The 19,651-nt window shown below is 60.3% G+C and carries 21 protein-coding genes; 16 read left to right on the top strand and 5 right to left on the bottom strand.

The window, feature by feature from the left end; genetic code table 11:
• Positions 1–99 precede the first annotated feature (99 nt).
• The gene (locus MWU53_RS12835; RefSeq protein ID WP_247093962.1) at positions 100–3,297 is read left to right on the top strand and encodes a reductive dehalogenase; all 3,198 of its coding nucleotides are present in this window, start codon (positions 100–102) and stop codon (positions 3,295–3,297) included.
• A gap of 93 nt (positions 3,298–3,390) precedes the next feature.
• Positions 3,391–3,876: a fasciclin domain-containing protein gene (locus MWU53_RS12830; protein WP_247093960.1), complete on the top strand. Its 486-nt coding sequence runs from the start codon at positions 3,391–3,393 to the stop codon at positions 3,874–3,876.
• A gap of 62 nt (positions 3,877–3,938) precedes the next feature.
• Here MWU53_RS12830 and MWU53_RS12825 read toward each other — a convergent pair whose 3' ends face one another.
• Genes MWU53_RS12825 through MWU53_RS12815 form a run of 3 tightly spaced genes read right to left on the bottom strand, consistent with a single transcriptional unit; the run spans position 3,939 to position 7,454 of the window.
• Complete coding sequence (locus tag MWU53_RS12825) at positions 3,939–5,321, bottom strand: HAMP domain-containing sensor histidine kinase (RefSeq protein ID WP_247093958.1); 1,383 nt, start codon at positions 5,319–5,321, stop codon at positions 3,939–3,941.
• 23 nt (positions 5,322–5,344) lie between these two features.
• A complete protein-coding gene (locus MWU53_RS12820; RefSeq protein WP_247093956.1) occupies positions 5,345–6,715 on the bottom strand; it encodes an FAD-dependent oxidoreductase in 1,371 nt (456 codons plus the stop codon).
• Position 6,716: 1 nt separating this feature from the next.
• Positions 6,717–7,454, bottom strand: coding sequence for a TVP38/TMEM64 family protein (locus tag MWU53_RS12815; RefSeq protein ID WP_247094187.1), 738 nt, complete (start codon positions 7,452–7,454; stop codon positions 6,717–6,719).
• A 262-nt stretch (positions 7,455–7,716) separates the two neighbouring features.
• On the opposite strand from MWU53_RS12815, the gene rpmH reads away from it, so the two are divergent.
• From rpmH to yihA, 10 genes are all read left to right on the top strand, one after another.
• Entirely contained in the window at positions 7,717–7,851 is a 135-nt protein-coding gene (gene rpmH / locus MWU53_RS12810; protein WP_133484898.1) for a 50S ribosomal protein L34, read from the top strand.
• A gap of 17 nt (positions 7,852–7,868) precedes the next feature.
• Positions 7,869–8,309: a ribonuclease P protein component gene (gene rnpA / locus MWU53_RS12805; RefSeq protein WP_247093954.1), complete on the top strand. Its 441-nt coding sequence runs from the start codon at positions 7,869–7,871 to the stop codon at positions 8,307–8,309.
• Entirely contained in the window at positions 8,306–8,554 is a 249-nt protein-coding gene (gene yidD / locus MWU53_RS12800) for a membrane protein insertion efficiency factor YidD (protein ID WP_247093952.1), read from the top strand. The genes rnpA and yidD overlap by 4 nt, the downstream gene beginning before the upstream one ends.
• A gap of 355 nt (positions 8,555–8,909) precedes the next feature.
• Positions 8,910–9,134, top strand: coding sequence for a hypothetical protein (locus MWU53_RS12795; protein WP_247093950.1), 225 nt, complete (start codon positions 8,910–8,912; stop codon positions 9,132–9,134).
• Positions 9,135–9,246: 112 nt separating this feature from the next.
• On the top strand, positions 9,247–9,477 hold the full coding sequence (locus MWU53_RS12790) for a hypothetical protein (protein ID WP_247093948.1): 231 nt from the start codon (positions 9,247–9,249) through the stop codon (positions 9,475–9,477).
• Between the two features lie 64 nt (positions 9,478–9,541).
• Positions 9,542–10,372, top strand: coding sequence for a tRNA 2-thiocytidine(32) synthetase TtcA (gene ttcA / locus MWU53_RS12785; protein WP_247093946.1), 831 nt, complete (start codon positions 9,542–9,544; stop codon positions 10,370–10,372).
• Positions 10,373–10,508: 136 nt separating this feature from the next.
• Positions 10,509–12,041, top strand: coding sequence for a bifunctional diguanylate cyclase/phosphodiesterase (locus tag MWU53_RS12780; RefSeq protein ID WP_247093945.1), 1,533 nt, complete (start codon positions 10,509–10,511; stop codon positions 12,039–12,041).
• Positions 12,042–12,147: 106 nt separating this feature from the next.
• On the top strand, positions 12,148–13,947 hold the full coding sequence (gene yidC / locus MWU53_RS12775) for a membrane protein insertase YidC (protein ID WP_247093942.1): 1,800 nt from the start codon (positions 12,148–12,150) through the stop codon (positions 13,945–13,947).
• Positions 13,944–14,699, top strand: a complete 756-nt coding sequence (locus tag MWU53_RS12770; RefSeq protein ID WP_247093940.1) for an MOSC domain-containing protein — start codon at positions 13,944–13,946, stop codon at positions 14,697–14,699. Before yidC ends, MWU53_RS12770 begins: the two co-directional genes overlap by 4 nt.
• Complete coding sequence (gene yihA, locus MWU53_RS12765) at positions 14,696–15,349, top strand: ribosome biogenesis GTP-binding protein YihA/YsxC (RefSeq protein ID WP_247093938.1); 654 nt, start codon at positions 14,696–14,698, stop codon at positions 15,347–15,349. Before MWU53_RS12770 ends, yihA begins: the two co-directional genes overlap by 4 nt.
• Before the next feature lie 72 nt (positions 15,350–15,421).
• On the opposite strand, the gene MWU53_RS12760 is transcribed toward yihA, so the two are convergent.
• Positions 15,422–16,156 (bottom strand): SDR family oxidoreductase, encoded by a 735-nt coding sequence (locus tag MWU53_RS12760; protein ID WP_247093936.1) that lies wholly within the window; start codon positions 16,154–16,156, stop codon positions 15,422–15,424.
• A gap of 106 nt (positions 16,157–16,262) precedes the next feature.
• On the opposite strand from MWU53_RS12760, the gene argB reads away from it, so the two are divergent.
• The 4 genes from argB to MWU53_RS12740 are packed head-to-tail and all read left to right on the top strand — an operon-like array spanning position 16,263 to position 19,084.
• On the top strand, positions 16,263–17,123 hold the full coding sequence (gene argB / locus MWU53_RS12755; protein ID WP_247093934.1) for an acetylglutamate kinase: 861 nt from the start codon (positions 16,263–16,265) through the stop codon (positions 17,121–17,123).
• Positions 17,124–17,175: 52 nt separating this feature from the next.
• Positions 17,176–17,970 carry a sterol desaturase family protein gene (locus MWU53_RS12750; protein WP_247093932.1) on the top strand — a complete coding sequence of 265 codons (795 nt, stop codon included), beginning with the start codon at positions 17,176–17,178 and terminating at the stop codon, positions 17,968–17,970.
• Positions 17,907–18,584, top strand: coding sequence for a ferredoxin (locus MWU53_RS12745; protein WP_247093930.1), 678 nt, complete (start codon positions 17,907–17,909; stop codon positions 18,582–18,584). Before MWU53_RS12750 ends, MWU53_RS12745 begins: the two co-directional genes overlap by 64 nt.
• Positions 18,581–19,084: a histidine phosphatase family protein gene (locus MWU53_RS12740; protein WP_247093928.1), complete on the top strand. Its 504-nt coding sequence runs from the start codon at positions 18,581–18,583 to the stop codon at positions 19,082–19,084. Before MWU53_RS12745 ends, MWU53_RS12740 begins: the two co-directional genes overlap by 4 nt.
• A gap of 15 nt (positions 19,085–19,099) precedes the next feature.
• On the opposite strand, the gene MWU53_RS12735 is transcribed toward MWU53_RS12740, so the two are convergent.
• On the bottom strand, positions 19,100–19,645 hold the full coding sequence (locus tag MWU53_RS12735) for a hypothetical protein (protein WP_247093926.1): 546 nt from the start codon (positions 19,643–19,645) through the stop codon (positions 19,100–19,102).
• Positions 19,646–19,651: the final 6 nt, after the last annotated feature.

Genomic DNA, 19,651 nt, shown 5'->3' with positions numbered 1-19,651 from the left:
TTTCTTCTAGCGTCTGTTTTCCATCCATGCTTTGGGTATTCTAGCACCTTAAAGACCTGACCGGGCCAGCCGATCTGCCCGGTAAAATGGACGACCGACATGCGCTTGTTTTCGACCCGCAATCGGCCCGTGGATCTGGGCCCCTACCCGCTTGAACGCTTGCACCGTTGCGATACGGCGGCAGGACTGGATCAACTTGCCCCGGACCCGCACCTGTCCTTTGACCGGCCCGACCGCCCCGAAAGCCTTGTCAACGCAATGGCCCCCTATCAGGCGGCGCTGGACGCGATCCGGGACGGAGAGGTCAATCCAACCCGCTCGACCATTCCCGATGATCCAGACGCGCGCGCCCGTCACCTGAAAGCCTTTGGCTATTTCGCGGACGCGTCGATGGTTGGCATCACGCGGCTGGACGCGGACGCGCTGCGCGACACGCCCGCCGAGAACCCCGGCATTCAAGAGCTGGTCACCGCCTTAGAGACGCGCGAGGTCCGGACGCTGGCCGCTGGCATCGACACGCTGATGGCCGAGCTGAAGGAAAGCCTGTCTGCCGGCATCCGCCCCGTGTCGGGTCACAGCCATGCGATAGTCTTTCTGTACGAACACCACCGCGAGCCCCGCCCGGACGAGCCGGGCGCGGATTGGATCATGGACGCGCAGGATCACCGCGCCTGTCTTCTGTCCTCGGAAACCGCCATCGTCATTGCGAATTATCTGCGGCTTCTGGGGTTCGACGCGAAGGCCCACACGGGTGCGGCCAGCGATGTCTGGATGTCTCGACTGTCCGTGCAAGCCGGGCTGACATGGGCAACGCCGGACGGCCCACGTGCCCCGTGGATCGGGGACCATTTCGGCATTGCCGTCGTCACCACCGATCTTGAGAACACGGCCGACCGCCCCCTTGCCCCCGAGGCGGAACAGTCGAACATGACTGGTTTGCGGTGGACGCTGGGCATGGACAGCGCGAAATCTGGCCTGAACCGTGATCCCTATGCGCGGCGCGACTACGCTCAAGGCCCGCTACCCTTCGAGCGGTTGAAGCGTGTCGACCAGCCCACATCCTATATCGACGAAGAAAACGTTGCCCGCGTGCCAAAACGCTCTGACATGTTCGCCCGCGCACAGTTTGGCGACATGGGTAAGCACCTGCACGAGAGCTCCTCGGGCGGGATGTATGTGCGCAAAGCTGCCCCCAGCTATGCCCAGCGCCGCGCGCTTGGGGTCTTTACGCCACTGCAAGACGGCCCCGTGGCCGACGGCGCACGCCCAACGGATGCGGAACAGAACGCCGCCGCGCTGCGTGCCGCCAGCTATTTCCTTGGGATCGACGCGGCGGGCACCAGCCGCTGCCCCGACTGGGTCTGGTACAGCCACGACGCGACGGGGGCCGAGATCGTGCCGCCCCACAACAACGCGATTTCCATGATCGTGGATCAGGGATTTGAAACGATGGAGGGCGCGTCCGGCGATGACTGGATCGCGGTCAGCCAATCCATGCGCGCCTATCTGCGGTTTTCCTTGATTGGCGGCGTCATCGCCCAGCAGATCCGCAATCTTGGCTACTCGGCCAAGGCGCATACAGTGATGGACGGCACGGTGCTGCAACCGCCGCTTCTGCTTCTTGCCGGATTGGGCGAGATCAGCCGGATAGGCGAGGTTATTCTGCATCCCCTACTTGGCCCCCGCCTGAAATCCGGCGCGGTGACAACCGACATGCCGCTGGCCCATGACAAGCCGATTGATTTCGGCCTGCAGCGCTTCTGCGAGGCTTGCAACAAATGCGCGCGGGAATGCCCCTCGGGCGCGATTACCGCCGGGCCGAAGAAGATGTTCAACGGCTATGAGATTTGGAAATCCGACAGCCAAAAATGCACCACCTATCGCGTGACCCAGCCGGGCGGCGCGATGTGTGGGCGCTGTATGAAGACCTGCCCGTGGAACCTTGAAGGGCTGTTTTCTCAGACACCGTTCCGCTGGGCGGCCTCGAACCTTCCCGGCGCGGCGCCTGTTTTGGCGAAGCTCGATGATGCGGTTGGCAATGGCGGGCTGAACGAGGTCAAGAAATGGTGGTGGGATTTGGAGCTTGGCGAGGATGGCGGATACCACGCGCCTGTGCAACCTACGAACCGCCGTGACCTTCAGCGCGAGATTGACCTGAAGCCCGAGGACCAAACCCTCGCCACCTATCCCGCGCCGCTGGCCCCGCCGCCCTATCCCTACCCGTTCCCGATGGATCGCGAGGCGGGGATTGCTGCCTATGACGCGCTGATCTCGGCCAAGGAGTACCGCGAGCGAAAGGCGCGCGGGGACATGTCGATGGTCCACCGCTATGTGGTGCCGGACGACAGCCCGGTCCTGCAACTGACCCTATCGAAGATCGAGCAGATGACGCCGGGCGTCACGAAATACGAGCTGTCCACGTTGGACGGATCCGACCTGCCCGCATGGACCGCCGGGGCGCATCTGGACGTGCTCGTCTCGCCGGATTTCTTGCGGCAGTATTCGATGTCCGGCGATCCGGCTGACCGCAGCCGCTATCAGATCGGCGTCCTGCGCGAAGACGAGGGGCGTGGCGGTTCGGCCCTTTTGCACCGCATCTTCACCGAGGGCCGCAAGGTCTTCGTCTCGCACCCCATCAATCATTTTGAACTGGTCGAGGATGCGCCCAAGACCTTCCTGATGGGCGGCGGCATTGGCATCACCCCGATGATTGCCTTCGCGCACCGCCTGCACGCGCTTGGTGCCGATTTCACGCTGCATTACTCGGCCAGCAGCCGGAAGGATGCGGGGTATCTGGATGATCTGGCGGCGATGCCGTGGGCGGACAAGGTGCATCTGCATTTCTCGGACGAAGGCAGCCGAGCGGATTTTGATACTGTGTTCACAGACGCCCCAGAAGGCGCGCATGTTTATGCCTGTGGGGCAGATCGCTATATGGACGCGGTGATGCAGGCTGCGGAACGCCAAGGCATCCCCGAGGACGCGCGGCATCTGGAATATTTCAGCGTGCCCGAACAACCGGATTATGAAAACCATCCCTTCACTCTGCGTCTGAAGGATGGCCGCACGATCGCGGTTTCGGAAGACCAGACGGCGGCGGACGCCTTGAACGACGCCGGGTTCCATGTCGACGTCAAATGCTCGGACGGGATCTGCGGTGTGTGTAAATGCGGCGTGCTGGCGGGCGATGTCGAGCACCGCGACTTCGTCCTGTCCAACGCCCAGCGCGAGGGTGCGATGATCCTGTGCCAAAGCCGTGCGAAAGACCCGGGCGGAGAGATTGCGCTGGATCTGTAGCCTCACGCGCCCCTCACAGAAACGTCATCTGAACCGGTGATCCGAACCCGAAAGCCCCCCGTACTCCTTGTATCTGACAACAAGGAGATCAACATGCTTCGTCGTACTTTCATTGCCGTCACCGCTGCCGCAGCCTTTGCCGCCCCGGCCTTCGCAGATGACCATTCTAAAGACATCGTCGATACTGCGGTCGGCGCAGGCAGCTTCACCACCTTGGTCGCCGCCGTACAGGCCGCCGGTCTGGTTGACACTTTGAAGGGCGACGGCCCCTTCACCGTCTTCGCCCCCACCGATGACGCGTTTGCCGCCCTGCCCGAAGGCACCGTCGAAACGCTTCTGATGCCGGAAAACAAGGACAAGCTGGTGTCGATCCTGACCTACCACGTGGTCCCCGGCAAAGTGATGTCCGGCGATCTGTCGGACGGCATGATGGCCGCCACAGTTCAAGGCGCTGAAGTTAAAATCGGCACCATGTCGGGCGTGACCGTTCAGGGCGCAAACGTCATTGCAGCAGATATCGAAGCCTCGAACGGTGTGATCCATGTGATCGACAGCGTGATCCTGCCCCCAGAAAGCTAAAGCTTTCCCCCCTCACGGCAGGCAAGGGGTCGCCCAGGCGGCCCCTTTTCTTTGCCTGCGGTTCACTCTGCGATATTGCGCGGCAGGGTGATCAGGAAGGCAGTGCCAGTTTCGTCGGTGCGCTCTAGCGTAAGCGTGCCGCCATGCCCACGCACCAGTTCGGCCGAGATTGCCATGCCCAGTCCGGACCCACCTTTGCGATTGGTGCCGGCAAAGGGCTGGAACAGCGTGTCTTGCGAAGATTTGGGCAGCCCCGGCCCGGTATCCACCACGCGGATTTGCCAATTGGTTTCGGTTTCGCTGGCTTGCAGAGCAATCTCGCCCGGTTTGCCCGAGGCCACGATGGCCTGACGCGCGTTGCGCACCAGGTTTGAGAGCACCCGATACAGTTGCTCGGGATCGGCCCGCAAAGTCAGCCCGGCGGGGATATCCTCGGCAAAGGACAGGTCGTGATCGCCTGCCGACAGGCGCTCGCTTTCGATGATGTCCGCGGTCAACGCAGCCAGATTGAAGCGGTTCATGGTCGGCGCAGGTTCTTCTGCCTTTCCGAAGGCCAGAGTGTTTTCACACAGACTAACCGCACGGCTGATCGAGTTCATCAGCTTAGGACCAACCCGTTTCACCAAGGGATCCTCGCTGCTTTCCATCCGGTCGGCAAACAGCTGGGCCGTGGTCAGAACATTGCGCAGGTCATGGCTGATCCGGGCGACTGCACCGCCCAGTTGCGCCAGCCGCTCTTTCTGTCTCAGCGCGCTCGTCAAATCCGTTTGCAGACTGCGCAAGGTGACTTCTGCCTCGCGCAGTTCCGTTACACTGGTCGCCGGAGAAATGATGCGCCGCGCGTCCTCGGGATCGGCGGCATAGGCTTTCATGTTGCCCACAACGCCCTTGATCGGGCGCACGATCAGGCGCTGAACTGCAAGGAATAGCAAAAGCGCCGTGATGACCGAGATCACCGCGGAGAGCAGAAGAATATTCAGACCATAATCGATCATTGCAGCCCGCAGCTTGGCGGTCCACATGGTGACCTCGATCACCAGACCGCCCTCGCGGACCGGGTCTCCGATGACGCGGATCACCTCGGGTTCGGGATTGAATAGACGCATCATCGCGTCGCGGATCAGGGTCATCGCGGATGCGTCGCGCAGATCATAATCGTGGGTGACCGCTCCGGGCAGGGTCGACGACAACATCAGTTCGCGCATCTCATCGCGGCGCAGAACGACGTTATAGACCTCGGCGTTTTCCAGAAGCTCGGCTTCCAGTTCCGGCGCGATCATGTCATCGGCAAGCAACGCCAAGGACGCGATCTGCGCCCGCTCCAGCCGGTCTTGCAGGTAATCCGCCCGAAAGCGCGCGACCGAGGGCACGAAGATCAAAATCTCGGCCAGCATGACGAACAGAGTCGTCAGGATCAGGAAACGGCCGGAAAGAGTGTTGAACACCTGCGCGCCCTCTTTGGTTCGGGTTACGGGATGAATTTCTGCACGAAACCTACCACCCGTTTGACCGTAGGGTTATCAAAAAGTCGAGGCGAGAAATAGGCCCCCGCCGCCCGCTTGCTGATTTCCGCCATGGTGGGATAGGGGGCGACCATGGCCGCGATCTGCCCCATTTTCAAACGGTTGGCGATAGCCAGCGCCCACAGCGTAATCATCTCGCCCGCGCCGGGGCCGACGATCGAGACACCGACCGGGCGGCCTTTGACGATCATCACCTTGATCAGCCCCTTGGCCTGCTGGGTCGCGATGGCGCGGTCGTTTCCGGCGAAGTCGAACCGCGCGACTTCCAGTTTGTCGCCGTGGGTCTTTCGCGCTTCCGCTTCGGTCAGACCGATCTGAGCCAATTCCGGCGCGGTATAGGTTGCCCAAGGGATATGATCCGTGCGCTGCTTCGACGGCAGCCCAAACAGCATCGAGCGGATGATCACGCCCGCGTGGTAGCCCGCCACGTGGGTGAATTGCAGCCCGCCCGCGATATCTCCGATCGCATAGACCTTTTTGTTGGTGGTGCGCAGGCTGGCGTCGACCTTGATGCCCGCGCGGGTGGGTTCGATCCCGGCTGCTGCAAGGTTCAGCTTGTCGGTGTTCGGCTTGCGCCCGACAGCCATCAGCAGATGCGTGCCCTTGAAGACGCGGCCATCCTTGATCTCGACTTCAATCGCGCCAGCTTCGCCACGGATTTCGGCCGCGAGCGCATCTTCTTCGATGGCAATTCCTTCGTCACGCAAGGCTTCCAGCACATGCGCGGCCATTTCTGGATCGTCCCGGCCCAGCGCTTTGGCACCTTCGATTACGGTGACCTCGCAACCTAGTCGGCGATGCGCCTGCGCCATCTCCAGCCCGATGGGGCCACCACCAATGATCAGCAGGTGGTCGGGTTTGTCTTTCAGATCGAAAATCGTCTCGTTCGTCTCGTAGGGTACGTTCTCGACGCCCGGAATGGGCGGCACAAAAGGCGACGAGCCGGTCGAGATCACAAAGCGTCGTGCTTCGATGATGTGGTCACCGGCCTGCACTTCTTTGGGCGAGATGAACTGGCCGTATTCCGTGATGACGCGCACGCCGAGCCCTTCGAACCGCTCGACCGAATCGTGGGGTTCGATGGTGGCGATGGTTTGGCGCACGTGGTCATGCGCTTCATCCCAGCCCATCGCAGTCTTGCCTGCATGCAGCAAAGCCTTCGAGGGCACACAGCCATAGTTCAGGCAGTCTCCGCCCATCTTGTGGCCTTCCAGAAGCACCACGGATGCCCCCATCTGCACGGCCCCCGCTGCCACTGACAGCCCGCCCGATCCCGCACCGATGATGCAGACATCCGTCTTGATACGTTCAGCCATGTCAGGCGTCCTTCTTGAAAAGTTTCAGCACCATCGGAAGGGCGGCCAGCGCGGCCAAGCCCAGCATGGGCAGCAGGATGTGGGGTTCAAAGATGATGCCCAGATCCGGGTTTTCGCCGCGGGCAAAGACCTCGCCCAGCCCAGCGCCGACCGAGGTATAGACCAGCCCGCCGGGGATGATGCCAAGGAAGGTCGAGATGACAAAGCGGTGCAGTGGCACGCCGACAAGCGCGGGGATCAGGTTCGCCACAAAGAAGGGCACAGCGGGCACCAATCGGATCAGGAACAGGACGGACCACTGGTTTTCGTCGATCCCGTCTTTGATGTTCTTCACCGCACCCTCGCTGCCTTCCATCTTGGCGGCCAGTTTCTCGCCCAGTCCCCAGCGCGCGGCCAGAAAGATCACCGTCGCGCCAATCGTGGCACCTGTCACGTTGAACAGGACACCCGGAAAGGTCGCGAACAGAAAGCCCCCGGTCAGGGTCGCAATGGTCGCGCCGGGCAACGAAAAGCCGACGATCACCACATAGGCAGCGATGAACACGCCGACGGTCAGCAGATAATTGGCATCCCGAAACGCCAAAAGCGCCTCGCGATTCTGCGCCAAGGTCTCGAAGCTGAGGTAATCGCGCAGGGTAAACGCGCCAATCACAGCCACGCTGAGGATCGCAATCAAGGGCAAACGGCGCAGCAGCGCGTTCGGTTGGGGCTTCGACATATTCGTGTCGGGGTCGGTCATCATCATCGGTCTTTCCGGTCAATGCAGCAGGGTGGCGACTGTGCCGCGGTGGTTGTCTGCAACATGAGCGCAATTGCCGGACTTGCCCACCCACCTCACGCTTGCTTGAACAGGGGTGAAGAAATCGCGTACGGATGTAACAAAAGGGGCGAAAATATTTCATCAGGCATTTGACTTGCCCCCAATTGCCCCCTATAGACCGGGCTTCGAATGACACACGCTCCGAATCCACCGGGATTGGGGGCCTAAACGGAGACGGGCGATGAAACGCACTTACCAACCTTCGAACCTGGTTCGCAAACGCCGCCACGGCTTTCGCTCGCGCATGGCTACCAAAGCCGGTCGCAAGATCCTGAACGCCCGCCGCGTACGTGGCCGGAAGTCGCTGAGCGCATAAGCGCTCGGGTCGCAGGCATGTCTGCGCCCAAAGCTGACAAAACGAAGACCGCCGAGGCCGATGGGTCTGCGGCGGTTTCCGTTTGCGTGGATGATCCCAAACTGATCACCCTGACCGAGCGGCGTGACTTTCTGGCCGCCGCCCGCGCCCGCCGCGCACCTGCGCCTGCGTTTTTGTTACAGGCCCGCAAACGGCGTGAGGGCGAGAAAGCCCTTCCCCACCAAACCCGCATCGGGTTCACCTGCTCAAAGAAAGTCGGCAACGCCGTGGTCCGCAACCGCGCCAAGCGCCGCCTGCGCGCCATCGCGCGCGAGGTTCTGCCCGGTCTGGGCAAACCCGGCTGGGACTATGTGCTCATCGGTCGCGCTGAAAAAACCGTGTCGCGTGACTATATTGATCTGAAAGCGGACCTAGCCCGCGCCATCGACCAGATCCACGCCCCGCGAAAGAAATCATGAGCCCCGCAGCTTTCATTCTGTCTTTACCGATCCGGGCCTATCGCCTGATCTTCAGCCCCTGGGTTGGATTCAACTGTCGCTATCAACCCACCTGCAGCGCCTATGCGCTGGAAGCCCTGCAAAAGCACGGCGCCTTTAAGGGCGGTTGGATTGCAGCCAAACGGATTGCCCGCTGCAACCCGTGGGGATCGTGCGGCTATGACCCGGTGCCGGGCACCAAACACGATTGTAGCACCCACGATTGATACAATCGTGCCCCAGCGGCCACAGGTCACTACAACCCTCACTTGAAACTTGAGTTAAAGCCCGTTTGCGCTAAACAGGCGCCAACCGCAACGCTCAAGCAGAAGGAGGCGTTACATGACGAATATCACCGCTCTCCGCCAAACCTGTGTTGCGGCCAATTGGGGCACCCACGCCTCGTGATCTACGCGTCACGCGCCTGACCGCCCCCGCTCGCCCGTATTCCGGGCTTCCTGATAGCTGACATGTAACACAAGACCACGGCCGCACTGCGTCCGTCGTTTCGTGACTTTTCAGCGCTCACTGCAACCAATCCAAACTTCAAAAGAAGGGCCGGCACATGCCGGTAACCAACCCATGATGGACTCGAATTTTCATTCTGAACCCGTCCGGCTGAACGACCTGCTGGATGACCTAATTGCCGATCACGGCGCGATGCGTGTGCTGCGCGCGCTGGCGATGCGGCTTGTATCGCGGCACGTACGCCGACCGCAGGCGGACCATCTGTCCGAGCATCTGCGCCGGGACGTCGGGCTTCCGCCCGGCCACCCTCCGCCAACATTCCGTGAACCGCGACTGTAATCCGCGCTTTCAAACGGTCCGCCCCGGCATTTTGGGGCGGACCAGAAAGTGCTTGACCTAAAGTTGACTTGAGGTCCGACAACGCAGTCACCCCCGATCAAGGAGACCGATTATGACCTATACATTGACCCTTCCGCCACGCCGGACTCGCAACCGCCGCTTCGAGGCAAAGCTGCTAAACCTGATCGAAGCTTATGGCCGCTGGCATGTGATCCGCGCCAGCCTGTTCGCCAAACGCCGCAGGCCAGAGCGCCTTGAGGATCTGCCACCGTCCCTTTTGCGGGATTTGGACCTGCCGTCGCAGGACATAACCCTCCCCTCGCAGCGCCAGCACTGGCTGTAAGCTGCGGGGGAAGCAGCGCAGACCGACTCTTGCCCACAAAGGCGTTTTCGCCTATGCCGCGCCCATGAAAGATCAGCTCGACGACATCCACCCGCTGTTTCACGGCGCCCCCTCGACCACCGAGTTCAAAAAGCTGCGTAAGCGCATCATGCGTAATGTGCGCGAGGCCTTGGACCAATACGGTATGGTCGAACGCGGCGCCAAGTGGCTGGTATGCCTGTCGGGCGGCAAAGACAGCTATACAATGCTAGCAGCACTCTATGAGTTGCAGTGGCGTGGCGTGCTGCCGGTCGAAATCCTTGCCTGCAATCTGGATCAGGGCCAGCCGGGTTTTCCCGCGACTGTCCTGCCCAAGTTCCTTGAAGACATGCAGGTCCCGCACCGGATCGAATACGAAGACACCTACTCGATCGTGATGGACAAGATCCCGCAGGGCCGCACCTTCTGTTCGCTGTGTTCGCGCCTGCGTCGCGGCAACCTGTATCGCATCGCCCGCGAGGAAGGCTGCTCGGCCGTGGTTCTGGGCCACCACCGCGACGACATCCTTGAAACTTTCTTCATGAACCTGTTCCACGGCGGTCGTCTGGCCACGATGCCGCCCAAGCTGGTGAACGAAGAAGGCGACCTGTTCGTCTATCGACCGTTGGCCCATGTGGCCGAGGCAGATTGCGAGAAATTCGCGACTCAGATGAACTATCCCATCATTCCCTGTGACCTTTGCGGATCGCAGGACGGGTTGCAGCGCCAGCAGGTGAAAAAGATCATCGATGGGTGGGAATCGAACTTTCCGGGGCGCCGCCAGATCATGTTCAAGGCCCTTATGAACACGCGTCCGAGCCACCTTCTGGACCCGCAACTCTTTGATTTTGCAGGATTATCACGCGATCCGTCGTGAAGTGACGAAAACATTTCATCAATTTCTAGTAGATTTGTGAGTGCCCGTTAACACCTGATTGACCTCGCGTTCCTAGTTTGTCCTTAGCACCCCGGGAATCCGGACCGTGTTTGGAGTGTTAGCTTAGGAATTCGTCATGGCTGTCCGTTTTGGCCCATCCCCTGCGAAGAGCGCTGTTCGGCATCTTCTGACCAGCCCCCAGTTCACCGCGATTCTGCCCGCAGCACTGCTGCTGGCCTTTTGGGCGGGGGGGGAGAAGGCTCTAGTGATCTCGGCGATCGTTTTTCCTGGACTATTCGCGCTTGGCGGCATGCTGACACGCACGTCTTTAAAGGACAGATGGTCCGAAGATCCGGTGACGGGTCTGCCTCTGCGTGAGCGGCTTGTTAAAATGCTGGATGCGGGCTTTCACGATCCTGATATGAAAGAAAAATGCTGCTTGGCGGTCGAGGTGGACGCCTTCCCGCAACTGGCCGAACACTATGGGTTAGATGCACAGGACAAGATCGAGGCGCAACTTGGCGAAACCCTGCGATCGATGCTCCGCGCGACAGACTTGATCTGTTCGCTGGGGCGCGGACGGTTCGGAATTGCGATCGACAGGACAACCCGCGCCGATCTGGAAGTCGTGCTGCAGATTTCCACGCGCTTGCAATCGGCCATTTCGACCCCCATCGAACTGGATGAAACACGCCTGCACCTGACCGCCAGCGTGGGCTTTGCTCTTCCCCGGCGCGCGCCTGAAGCAACGGGAGAATCGCTTTTGCAGGCCGCAGAAAGCGCCCTTCAGAATGCGCAGGTCGCAGGACCAGGATCAATTCGCGCCTTCTCCAACGGTATGGCCCCAAGGGCGGCACCCTCCGAACATTCCGAGGCCGAGCTGTCCGAGGCGCTGGAAACCGGTCAGATGATCCCCTGGTTCCAACCGCAGGTCTGCCTGCGCACGGGGCGCCTGACTGGGATGGAGGCCCTTGTGCGCTGGAACCATCCTGATCTGGGCCTGATTGCTCCGGCCGCCTTTCTGCCCGCACTGACACAGGCAGGGCTTCTTGAACGCCTCAGCGAGGTGATGCTGTACGAATGCCTAGCAAGCATCTGCAAATGGGACCAGATGGGGCTTGAGGTACCTACTGTATCGCTCAACATGACAGCCGAAGAACTGTCCAACCCCAAGCTTTTCGAAAAAATCCGCTGGGACTTGGACCGGTTCGACGTCTCGCCCGAACGGTTGACGTTGGAAATTCTTGAGAGCGTGATCGCGCAGGGAGAAGACGATGTGATCGCCCGCAACATCAACGCGTTGGCGCGCATGGGGTGCAATATCGATCTGGATGACTTTGGTACGGGCCACGCATCAATCGCCCACATCCGGCGCTTCAACCTGAATCGAATCAAGATTGATCGCTCATTCGTCACTCATGTGGACACAGATAAGAACCAGCAAAACATGGTCTCAGCCATTCTAACGATGGCACGGCAGCTCGAGATTGGCGTGCTGGCCGAAGGGGTCGAAACCCACGGCGAGTACACCAAATTGGGCGAGCTAGGGTGCACGGATGTTCAAGGCTATGCGGTGGCAAAACCCATGCCGATGGATGCAACCAGTCTGTGGATCAAGAACCACAGATCCACCTCGGATCGCATCCACCACATCCCAAAGCACGCCTAATGCGCCCGCAGACCCGCAATTCATGGCACATCGGGATAAACTGCTTGACCTTTCGGCCCTTGCCCTGTTGAACCACTCTGACCGAAAACTATGAGTGGTAGGCACGATGGACGACCAGAATAAGAACCTGATCTTCGCAACGGTTCTCAGCTTTATTGTCATCACTGGCTGGTTGATCATGTTTCCACCGGCAGAGCCACCGCTGCCTGCCGAGCCAGCCACGCAAACGACACAAGATACCGCTGCGGCTGCCCCCGCTGCGACGGCCCCTGCAGATGCCGCCCCTGCCGATATCGCCACACAACAGGCCGAAGCTGGCCGCGTGGACATCGACACGCCCGAACTGGCCGGGTCGATCTCGCTTCTGGGTGGGCGCATTGATGATCTGAAGCTGAGGGAATACCATGTCGAGCTGTCGAAAGAGAGCGACATTGTTACCCTGCTGCGCCCTGCCGGCGAACAAGAGGCCTATTACACACTTTACGGATGGGCACCCGGCGGCACCACCGCCCTGGAAGATGTTCCGGGCCCGACTACCGTTTGGACGGTTGAAAATGGCAGCAAGCTGACCTCGTCCACACCCGTGACGCTCCGTTGGGACAGCCCCGCGGGTCTGATTTTCCGTCGCACCATTTCGGTTGATGAAAACTTCATGTTCTCGATCGAACAGGCCATCGAAAACACCAGTGACACCACACAGCGCATGGCCCCCTATGGTGTGATCGCTCGTCACGGCGAACCGCAGGATCAAAAGGGCTTCTTCATCCTCCACGAAGGTCTGATCCGTGAAGTGGATGGCGAACTGGAAGAAAGCGATTACTCGGACATCGCCGACCTGAGCTATGACGAGCGCGAAGCCTCGTTGGCCGACGTACAGCAAGTTGAAGAAAACGGCTGGATTGGTTTCACCGACCACTACTGGATGACGACACTGATCCCCGAACCCGGAGAGCCGTTTACCTCGGTCGTGCGCTATGCGGACAAAGCTGACATCTATCAGGCCCAGTTCCGCCTGCGCGCGCAAGACGTTGCCCCCGGCGCGACCGCCAGCGCGACAACTTATTTCTTTGCGGGCGCCAAGGAGTGGGAAACCATCCGCGCCTATCAAAATGACATGGGCATCGACAAGTTCATCGACTCGATCGACTGGGGCTGGTTCTTCTTCCTGACCAAGCCGATCTTCGCCGTGCTGCACTGGCTGAATGCACTGATCGGCAACATGGGCTGGGCGATCATCGGCCTGACCCTCGTGATCAAGGCAGTCCTGTTCCCGTTGGCCTATAAATCCTATGTCTCGATGGCGAAGATGAAAGAGCTTCAGCCCGAGATGGAAAAGATTAAGGAACGCGCTGGCGACGACCGCCAAAAGGTCCAGCAAGAGATGATGGAGCTTTACAAGAAGGAAAAGGTGAACCCGGCCTCGGGCTGTTTGCCGATCCTTCTGCAGATCCCGATCTTCTTCTCGCTCTACAAGGTGATTTTCGTCACGCTTGAGCTTCGCCACGCCCCGTGGATTGGCTGGATCAAAGACCTTTCGGCCCCGGATCCCAGCTCGATCCTGAACCTGTTCGGCCTGCTGCCCTACGCAACGCCGGGCCCGGAAAGCATTCTTGCCATCATCTCGCTTGGTGTACTGCCGATCATCCTGGGTATCTCGATGTGGCTGCAGCAGAAACTGAATCCGGCACCCACCGACGCGACGCAGGCGATGATCTTTGCCTGGATGCCGTGGGTGTTCATGTTCATGCTGGGCGGGTTTGCCTCGGGTCTTGTGGTCTACTGGATCGCGAACAACACCATCACGTTCATTCAGCAATATACGATCATGCGCAGCCACGGGCACAAGCCCGATGTGTTGGGCAACGTATTGAAAGGCTTTAAGAAACGCCCGAAAGACGCGAAATGACCGGGGTTGTCGCTGGCATCTGGCGGCACCCGATCAAGTCGCATGGGCGCGAAGAGCTGCTGCGCGTACCGGTGACCGAGGGGCATTGTTTGCCCTTCGATCGCAAATGGGCGGTCGCCCATGAAGCCGCCAAGCTGGAAGATGGGAAAAGCTGGGTGCCCTGCACGAATTTTTCGCGCGGATCCAAGGCGCCCAAGCTGATGGCCATATCGGCGGTGACCGACGAGCTGACGAACACGATCACGCTGACACACCCTTCGCAACCGGGTATCACGATCAACCCGGATCGCGCCGAGGATCAAGAGAAGTTCCTGAACTGGGTCAAACCGTTGTCTCCGACAGACCGAGCGCTGCCAGAGCATCTGGTAACGGTTGGCCGCGGAATGACCGACACGGATTATAAAAGCGTTTCCTTCATCAACCTCGCCTCTCACCGCGCGGTGGAAGAGAAGCTGGGCCGCGAAATCTCGCCGCAGCGCTGGCGTGGAAACGTCCTTCTGGAAGGCTTTGAGCCGTGGGAAGAACGCAACTGGATTGGCAAACGCATTCGCATCGGCGAAGCTGAGTTTGAGGTCCGCGAGCACATCACCCGCTGCATGGCAACGACGGCCAGCACCCGCACAGGCGAACGCGATGCGGATACGCTGGGCGTGTTGAACCAGAACTGGAGGCACCAGGATTGCGGCGTCTATGCCGTGGTAATCAAGCCCGGTGTGATCGTACGCGAAGAACCGGTAGAGGTAATCGGATGACCATGCTTCCCTTTCCAATGGCCGAAGAGCCGGATCAGGCATCGAAGGAAAAAGGCCGCCTGCTGTTCGCGGGCGCAACCGACTTTCTGAAAGGCGTCGTCGCGATGGACGGCCTGCCCGCGCCGGACCGGATCGAGGTCTGCTTTGCCGGACGATCAAACGTTGGAAAGTCCAGCCTGATCAACGCGCTGACTGGGCGCGTCAAGCTTGCCCGCGCATCGAACACGCCCGGCCGCACGCAGGAAATAAACTTCTTCACCACGACCGGCGGGCCCTATTTGGTCGACCTTCCGGGCTATGGCTATGCGAATGCTCCGTTGCAGATTGTCGAGAAATGGCAGCGTCTTCTGAAGAACTATCTGTCGGGTCGTCAGAACCTGCGCCGGGCCTTCGTTCTGGTCGACTCGCGACATGGCGTAAAGAAGGTCGATGAAGAGATCATGTCCCTTCTGGACAAGTCCGCCGTGACCTTTCAGGTGGTGATGACCAAGGCCGACAAGGTCAAGGAAAAGGACCGCGAGAAGGTGCTGGCACAGGTGCGCAAAGCGCTGTCCAAACACCCTGCGGCCTATCCGGAACTGGTGCTGACCTCGTCCGAAAAGGGCGATGGGATCGAGACCCTGCGGGCGATCATCGCCGGGCTGGATTAACTCGGCGCGCGGGTATAGCCGTTTTCTTGTAAGAAAACGGGACGGAGTTTTGCAAAACTCCGCCTTCAAGTGTCATACGTGCTGCGCGCCGTTCACCTCGATCTCGGCACCTGAGATATACGAGCTTTCATCAGAACATAGGAAATAGATCGCCGAGGCGACCTCTTCTGGCTGGCCGAGACGTTGCAGGGGTAGTTTCTCGACAATCTTATCAGTGCCGGGGGACAGGATCGCGGTTTCGACTTCACCCGGAGCAATGGCATTGACGCGCACGCCCATCGGGCCAAAGTCATGTGCCATCTCGCGAGTTAGCGCCGCCAGCGCCGCCTTCGAGGTCGCATAGGCCGCGCCCGCAAACGGGTGCACGCGCACGCCCGCAATTGAGGTCACGTTCACAACGGCCCCCTTCGCAGCGGCCAGTTCCTCGCGCAGGCCACGGGCCAACACGACAGAGGCAAAAAAGTTCACATGGAACACCTTGCCCCAATCCATCAGATCGGTGTTGAGCGTGTTTAGACGCCCCCCGCCCGGGCCCTTGGGCGAAATACCGGCATTGTTGACCAGCGCATCCAGACGCCCGTTCAGACGTTCTTGAATGACGCCAACTGCGTTGATCGTGTCGGCGGGGTCGGACAGATCCAGCTGCACGTGATTTTCTGCGCCCCCGCCCCAAGGGCATTCGTCGGGAAACGGGTGGCGAGAACACGTGATCACGCGCCAGCCCTCACGGTTGAACTTGCGCACAGTGGCGTGTCCGATACCCCGGCTTGCGCCGGTCAGAAGTAGGGTTTTGCGGTCGTCACTCATGGGGCACCTCTTGTCACCGGCACAGTAACAGGCACGGCTGCGGCTGCAATGCCCCTTGGCAGGAAGCAGTCAAGCGCGTAACACGGTCGGAACGAAGGACCATCAGATGAAGACCCAGAATATGAACCGCGATTGGATCGCCACCGCCCGCACCCTATCCCAAGCCCTGCCCTATCTTCAGCGCTATACCGGCGCGACTGTTGTCATCAAGTTCGGCGGAAACGCCATGGGCGATGACGAAGAGATGGCAAGCTTTGCCCGCGACATCGTTCTGATGCGCCAAGTGGGTGTAAAGCCTGTGGTCGTGCATGGCGGCGGGCCGATGATCAACGCGATGCTGGACAAGCTTCAGATCGAAAGCCACTTCGTGAACGGAAAACGTGTGACCGATGAAGCCACAGTAGAAGTGGTCGAGATGGTGCTGTCGGGTCGGGTGAACAAGCGAATCGTGCAAGCGATCAACGCCGAGGGTGGCAAGGCCGTGGGACTGTCAGGCAAGGATGCCGGGCTTGTAACCTGCGACCAGACCAACCCCGATCTGGGCTTTGTGGGCACTCCGTCTGACGTAGACGTGTCTGTGCTGCATGACTTGGCAGCCGCCGAGGCCATTCCGGTCATCGCCCCCTTGGGCGCGGGTCGCAACGGCGAGACGTTCAACATCAATGGCGACACGATGGCGGGCGCGATCGCTGCAGCGCTGAAGGCGGATCGCCTGCTTCTGCTGACCGATGTGGAAGGCGTGAAGGGCGCAGATGGAGAGGTTCTGACCGAGCTGACACCGACTCAGATCCGCGAAATGACGGAATCGGGCGTGATTGCTGGTGGGATGATTCCCAAAACCGAAACCGCCCTAGACGCGATCGAAGGCGGCGTACGCGCTGTGGTCATTCTGGACGGGCGCGCACCCAACGCCTGTCTGTTAGAGCTCTATACCGACCACGGTGCCGGGTCTCTGATCCGCGCATAACGCTCGCTTCTTCGTGAGTTGAAGTTCTGGTGGATCAATTTATATTCCCCTTATGGAATATGAAATCTTGATCCGTCTGGGCAGCTTTCTGGTGCTCTTTGTCATCTTCGCACTAGCCGAAACGCTTGCACCACGTCGCGCGCGCGTGCAGCCGCGCACGGGCCGTTGGTTCACGAACCTGACGCTCGTCGCCATCGACAGCCTGACTTTGCGATTGATGAGCTTGCTTCTACCACTTCTGGCGGTCGGAGCCGCGCTTGATGCGGCACGCGCTGGCTGGGGTTTGTTCAACGTCATCGGCCTGCCCACCTGGATAGAGGTCCTAGCCGCGTTCCTGATCCTCGATTTCGCAATCTGGGCGCAACACCTGTTATTCCACAAAGTCCCTGCGCTGTGGCGGTTGCACCGAGTACACCACGCGGATCGTGACTTTGACGTCTCGACTGCGCTCAGGTTCCACCCGATTGAAATCGCCGCGTCCATGCTGATCAAGATCGGGTTGGTCTATCTGATTGGTGCACCGGCGATTGCGGTGATCCTGTTCGAGGTCGTGCTGAACGGCTCGGCCATGTTCAACCACGCCAACTGGCGGCTTCCATTGCCGCTGGACCGCGTCATAAGGCTTGTCCTTGTGACACCCGACATGCATCGTGTGCATCACTCGGTGCACCGCCACGAAACGGACAGCAACTATGGTTTCTGCCTGTCGATCTGGGATCGGTGGTTTGGCACCTACACCGCCCAACCGCAGGACGGGCATGACGACATGGTGATAGGACTGGAATGGCAGGACGACAAACCGATGAAGTTGGGCTGGAGCCTAATGCTGCCGTTTCGGCGCAAATAGACCACTCGGCCGAGGCACGCGCGGCCCATCTGGACGTCTTCGGCATGTTGCAGGAAGGGGACGAGACCATTCTGCTTCTGGGCCCGCACGAGCCGGGGTTTTGGGCGGCATTTTCTGACACACCCGAAGCACGCGACGGCACGGCGGATCCAATAGACCGCTGGTCGAAACGGGTGATCGGCGCGCTGGCCCAGCGCTGGGGCGGCAGTGCAGTGTTTCCGTCGGATGGGCCACCATACCCTCCGTTTCAAGCGTGGGCGCGAGCCTCAAACCGGGCGTGGGATAGCCCGGTGGGGATGTTGGTGCATGACACGGCAGGGCTGTGGGTCAGCTATCGTGGGGCAATCCGCCTGCCTTACCTACTAAGCCTGCCAGACACGGGCACGAAACCCTGTCTGACCTGCGATTCCCCCTGCCTGACCGCCTGCCCAGTAAACGCCCTTGGCCCCGATGGTTACGACGTTCCCGCCTGTAAAACCCACCTCAACGCCGAGGATCGGGCCGACTGCATGACGCAAGGTTGTGCGATGCGGCGCACTTGTCCTGTCAGCCAAACCTATGGCAGGTTGCCCAAGCAATCAGCATTTCACATGAAAGCGTTTAATCCCACATGACCCTAACCTTGATCCTGACCCGACACGCGAAATCCAGTTGGAGCGATGCGGACCTTGATGACCATTCCCGCCCGCTGAACAAGCGGGGGCGTGCCTCGGCCAAGGCCATCGGGCGTTGGTTGGCTGATCGTGGGCACACGCCGGGCGAGGTTCTGTGTTCAGATGCGGCCCGCACGCGCGAGACTTGGGCGCTGATCGCCGACAAGCTGGTGGGCGTACCGCAGGCAAGCTATCAGTCTGAACTGTATCTGGCAGATCCCGAGACCATGCTGGACAAGCTGCGCGGCGCTTCGGCCAACACCGTGATGATGGTCGCCCATAATCCGGGGTCGGCCTATATGGCGCGGCGATTGGCTGTCGAATCCCACCCACACGAGAAATTCCACCACTATCCGACCGCGGCGACGTCCGTGATCGAGTTTGATGCGGAAAGCTGGGCGGATGTGACATGGGGAACCGGCCGGGTGATCGACTTCGTGGTCCCGCGTGAGCTGATCTGATCGGCCCGACAGGGTTCAATCCCCAAGCAACGTCCGCTCGAACGGAACGCCCGCCTGATGGATTTGGTCCATCAAGGCCCGGATGGAATAGCCGGCATATTCGCGCAGCTGGATCGACGGGTGATCGTGGAAATGTACCCAGTATTGATCCTCGCCTGGGCCTTCTGACCGGTAGTATGTGATGTGCTCGAGCTGCTTGATAGCAGCGAGCGGTACATGAAACCCCTGTTCCGGGCCATGGGCATGATCGGGCACCTGCCAGAGCAGATCCTCCGCCGTCAGTCGAAACCGCCATTCCCCGGTCGCACCTGCGGCGCGGCGCACGAAGAAGATCAGTTTCGTCAGATGATACAGCGCTGTGAGGATCAGGAAGAGGCCGAAGAAACCCCACAGGCCCCACGTCTCAAGCGCCTCGAAAGACAGGGCCCAAACCGCATCATCGGGCACAAGCCACAGCCCCGCGACAATGAACAGAGCAACAACAACCGGCATGATGATCATGTATTCCAGATTGCGTCTGGAAACTGATTTGCGGATGTCGAAAATCGGTTTTGCGGTCATGGGCGC

Source organism: Aliiroseovarius sp. S1123 (genome assembly GCF_023015885.1).
Lineage (GTDB): Bacteria > Pseudomonadota > Alphaproteobacteria > Rhodobacterales > Rhodobacteraceae > Aliiroseovarius.
Note: the sequence above shows the minus strand (reverse complement) of the source record. Positions and strands in the feature narration are given on the sequence as shown.

Coding starts and splice junctions, on each gene's coding strand:
- MWU53_RS12835 (WP_247093962.1), top strand. CDS start 100: ATGCGCTTGTTTTCGACCCGCAATCGGCCCGTGGATCTGGGCCCCTAC.
- MWU53_RS12830 (WP_247093960.1), top strand. CDS start 3,391: ATGCTTCGTCGTACTTTCATTGCCGTCACCGCTGCCGCAGCCTTTGCC.
- MWU53_RS12820 (WP_247093956.1), bottom strand. CDS start 6,715: ATGGCTGAACGTATCAAGACGGATGTCTGCATCATCGGTGCGGGATCG.
- MWU53_RS12815 (WP_247094187.1), bottom strand. CDS start 7,454: ATGACCGACCCCGACACGAATATGTCGAAGCCCCAACCGAACGCGCTG.
- rpmH (WP_133484898.1), top strand. CDS start 7,717: ATGAAACGCACTTACCAACCTTCGAACCTGGTTCGCAAACGCCGCCAC.
- rnpA (WP_247093954.1), top strand. CDS start 7,869: ATGTCTGCGCCCAAAGCTGACAAAACGAAGACCGCCGAGGCCGATGGG.
- yidD (WP_247093952.1), top strand. CDS start 8,306: ATGAGCCCCGCAGCTTTCATTCTGTCTTTACCGATCCGGGCCTATCGC.
- MWU53_RS12795 (WP_247093950.1), top strand. CDS start 8,910: ATGATGGACTCGAATTTTCATTCTGAACCCGTCCGGCTGAACGACCTG.
- MWU53_RS12790 (WP_247093948.1), top strand. CDS start 9,247: ATGACCTATACATTGACCCTTCCGCCACGCCGGACTCGCAACCGCCGC.
- ttcA (WP_247093946.1), top strand. CDS start 9,542: ATGAAAGATCAGCTCGACGACATCCACCCGCTGTTTCACGGCGCCCCC.
- MWU53_RS12780 (WP_247093945.1), top strand. CDS start 10,509: ATGGCTGTCCGTTTTGGCCCATCCCCTGCGAAGAGCGCTGTTCGGCAT.
- yidC (WP_247093942.1), top strand. CDS start 12,148: ATGGACGACCAGAATAAGAACCTGATCTTCGCAACGGTTCTCAGCTTT.
- MWU53_RS12770 (WP_247093940.1), top strand. CDS start 13,944: ATGACCGGGGTTGTCGCTGGCATCTGGCGGCACCCGATCAAGTCGCAT.
- yihA (WP_247093938.1), top strand. CDS start 14,696: ATGACCATGCTTCCCTTTCCAATGGCCGAAGAGCCGGATCAGGCATCG.
- MWU53_RS12760 (WP_247093936.1), bottom strand. CDS start 16,156: ATGAGTGACGACCGCAAAACCCTACTTCTGACCGGCGCAAGCCGGGGT.
- argB (WP_247093934.1), top strand. CDS start 16,263: ATGAAGACCCAGAATATGAACCGCGATTGGATCGCCACCGCCCGCACC.
- MWU53_RS12750 (WP_247093932.1), top strand. CDS start 17,176: ATGGAATATGAAATCTTGATCCGTCTGGGCAGCTTTCTGGTGCTCTTT.
- MWU53_RS12745 (WP_247093930.1), top strand. CDS start 17,907: ATGGCAGGACGACAAACCGATGAAGTTGGGCTGGAGCCTAATGCTGCC.
- MWU53_RS12740 (WP_247093928.1), top strand. CDS start 18,581: ATGACCCTAACCTTGATCCTGACCCGACACGCGAAATCCAGTTGGAGC.
- MWU53_RS12735 (WP_247093926.1), bottom strand. CDS start 19,645: ATGACCGCAAAACCGATTTTCGACATCCGCAAATCAGTTTCCAGACGC.